This window comes from Sphaerochaeta sp. S2 (assembly GCF_016406725.1).
Lineage (GTDB): Bacteria > Spirochaetota > Spirochaetia > Sphaerochaetales > Sphaerochaetaceae > Sphaerochaeta.
The window spans coordinates 1-2,486 of sequence record NZ_JAEKNT010000072.1 but is presented as its reverse complement, the minus strand read 5'-3'; the positions used below and the strand labels follow the sequence as shown (position 1 = coordinate 2,486).

At 48.6% G+C, this 2,486-nt stretch carries 5 protein-coding genes; 2 read left to right on the top strand and 3 right to left on the bottom strand.

The genetic code is table 11. The features are described 5' to 3' along the window. Positions 1-19: 19 nt before the first annotated feature. Positions 20-178 (top strand): FKBP-type peptidyl-prolyl cis-trans isomerase, encoded by a 159-nt coding sequence (locus JF818_RS01845; RefSeq protein ID WP_370570293.1) that lies wholly within the window; start codon positions 20-22, stop codon positions 176-178. Between the two features lie 93 nt (positions 179-271). Then, on the top strand, positions 272-928 hold the full coding sequence (locus JF818_RS01840; protein ID WP_198890292.1) for a GntR family transcriptional regulator: 657 nt from the start codon (positions 272-274) through the stop codon (positions 926-928). Here the strand turns inward: JF818_RS01840 and JF818_RS01835 are convergent. The 3 genes from JF818_RS01835 to JF818_RS01825 all read right to left on the bottom strand — a co-directional run. Beyond that, on the bottom strand, positions 903-1,292 hold the full coding sequence (locus JF818_RS01835; protein WP_198890291.1) for a hypothetical protein: 390 nt from the start codon (positions 1,290-1,292) through the stop codon (positions 903-905). The genes JF818_RS01840 and JF818_RS01835 overlap by 26 nt on opposite strands. Then, complete coding sequence (locus tag JF818_RS01830) at positions 1,292-1,933, bottom strand: AAA family ATPase (RefSeq protein WP_198890290.1); 642 nt, start codon at positions 1,931-1,933, stop codon at positions 1,292-1,294. Before JF818_RS01830 ends, JF818_RS01835 begins: the two co-directional genes overlap by 1 nt. Before the next feature lie 79 nt (positions 1,934-2,012). After that, positions 2,013-2,486 (bottom strand): cyclase family protein (locus tag JF818_RS01825; RefSeq protein WP_198890289.1); only part of this gene is annotated, 474 nt, incomplete at its 5' end.

The window sequence follows — 2,486 nt, the reverse complement described above, 5'->3', positions numbered from 1 at the left end:
CTTCCCTGTAGATGGGTTAATCGACGGGTTCACTGAAGCGCTGCTTACCATGAACACCGGAAGTGTGGTAAGGACCTGGATCCACCCAAGCCTTGGCTATGGTGAAGCAGGAACTGATACCATTCTCCCCAACTCGTTGCTTGTTTTTGACATCGAACTCGTCGGTATCGACAACTAAGTATCTCTCTCTTGATTATACCGGGCCATGGATCGTATCCGTGGCCCGTTTTCGTTACTAGGCATCCAACCTTACTTTGGATATACTGATTCCATGTCAGAAACCATAAGCAGCCAATTGATTGATCATATCTATGATACCCTACGGGACCAGATTCGTAGTGGCATACTCCCTGGGGGTACAAAGCTCTCTGAAAATACATTGGCAGCAACATTTGCATGCAGCAGGACTCCGGTAAGAGAGGCCCTCAAGCGCTTGGACCAGGATGGGTTTGTCGTTACCATCGCCCATAGTGGGACCTATGTAAAAGATCTGACCATGCAGGAATACCAACATCTGACTGAGGTACGAGCATATCTCGAAGCGCTTGCCATCCGATCTGCTTGTGAGCAACATGCTGATGCAACTGCCTTGGAACAAATTCTTGATACCATGGATGGATTGATAGAAGAAAAGGGACCTTTCCACATACAGAAATTCAGCGAATTGCACTACCGGTTCCACTTTGAGCTGGTATCGCTTGCAGGCAATGACCTGCTCACCCTCACCTACAGCCGATTGAATCTAGGGGAGGCTGCGTTGCTGTTCAACCAGACAATGAATAAGCGTGGACTGAAAAAAACACAAGAAGAACATAGGAAGCTGGTTGCAGCTATCAAGAGCCATGACGCAATAAAGGGCGAGCGTTTTATGCTCGCCCATCTCTGGAGAAAACGAAATCAGTTCAAGAAGCAGGACCAGGAAGGGTAAAAACCACCTTCTTGACCTTGGTCTGCATAGTTCGATTCTGCTTGTGGCGGAAACGTTCTCCCTTCCTGAGCAGTACAAACAGACCAGTGGTACACTGCGTCACCACCTCCACCAATGCCTCTCGCTGTAGGCTGAGTATCTCTTCCCCTTCCAGGAGAATATGCACCTGGTTGCCACTAGCTTGGTCGAGTTCCCCTGTTACCGAACTTTCATATTCCATCACCTGATAGGAAATACCATCAACCGTATAGGTTCCCGCCTTGTCATCATAGGGAAGACTTCGGTCCATTATGGTGATAATACCCTGCATCGCAGGATGCAGGGCACGATACCATTCAAGATTGTCCAAGAGATCAACGAGCATTAGATCGCCTTACCTTTATTCTTCTGCCAAAGCTGTTCGTAGTTGATGATCTGATCCACACAACCATCGATTCCAAGCTTTCCACTGTCAAGACTCAGATCATAGGTACGGCACATCCCCCACTTACGATCACTGTAGTAGTTGTAGAAGTTGGCCCTCTGCTTGTCTGTTTTCAGGCATATATCCTCTGCCTTCTTCTCTTCAACTTCATACACGCGAATTGCACGCTCTGCCCTACTCTCCAGATCTGCATGGATGAAGACATTGATGGTATTCTCCATCTCCCTGAGAATGTAATCGGCACACCTGCCCACAATCACACAAGGCCCTTCTGAGGCGAGCCGCTTGATCGTCTTGCTCTGGATGAGGAAAAGTTGGTCATTCAGCGGCATCTCTGTAACACCCAGGGCTCCACTGGCCATAGGATAGTTACCCATTACAAGAGAGTAGAAGATACTGCTGGTCGCTTTCTCATCAGCGTTTGAGAAAAGCGCTTCACTTAGGCCGCTGTCCTGTGCGCTGATCGCTACGAGTTCTTTGTCATAGAAGGGAATTCCCAGTTTTTCCGCCAGATTCTTCCCAACTTGCCGTCCGCCGCTTCCAAACTGTCGTCCAATGGTAAATACGGTGTTTGTACTCATATGAGGTCCCTCCACTACCTAGATTATATCATACCAATGGAGAGTGTGCAGGTACCCAACGTGCAAGATGGAGAAATATCTACCTTACCGTGGCAATAACCCGAGTGGGAGCGCCGTCTGCATTCTTGAATGAGAGGGGGAGGCAGGTAAGCTGTACCACCTTGGAAACTACCGTATCCAGTTTTACCAAGTTCTCGATGATCAGGGCATCCTGAGCAAAGATGGCATGATGGACCGGAAAAGAGAGATCTCCGCTGTGGTCACAGTTTGGGGTATCAAAGCCAAATAAGCGAATTCCCCTTGCAAGAAAACTGTTTACTGCGGCCACATTCAGTTGTGCCCTGCCTCCCGTACAGAACAGGACAGCATCACAGGAAGGATCGATCTCAGGAATATCTTCTGGGTCAATTATATCAAGATCCCTGCAATCCATCACATAAGCAGTGGCAAAGAACCTGGAGAGAGGATAGCTATCGAGTGTTTTGCCTCCCTTCAACAGATGAGCAGGGCTGTCCATATGGGTACCCGTGTGGGAACCAAGTGAGAGTCTGGT

What these genes read in the sequence shown, in the direction of transcription:
- JF818_RS01840 (WP_198890292.1), top strand. Translation starts at nt 272, where the DNA reads ATGTCAGAAACCATAAGCAGCCAATTGATTGATCATATCTATGATACC.
- JF818_RS01835 (WP_198890291.1), bottom strand. Translation starts at nt 1,292, where the DNA reads ATGCTCGTTGATCTCTTGGACAATCTTGAATGGTATCGTGCCCTGCAT.
- JF818_RS01830 (WP_198890290.1), bottom strand. Translation starts at nt 1,933, where the DNA reads ATGAGTACAAACACCGTATTTACCATTGGACGACAGTTTGGAAGCGGC.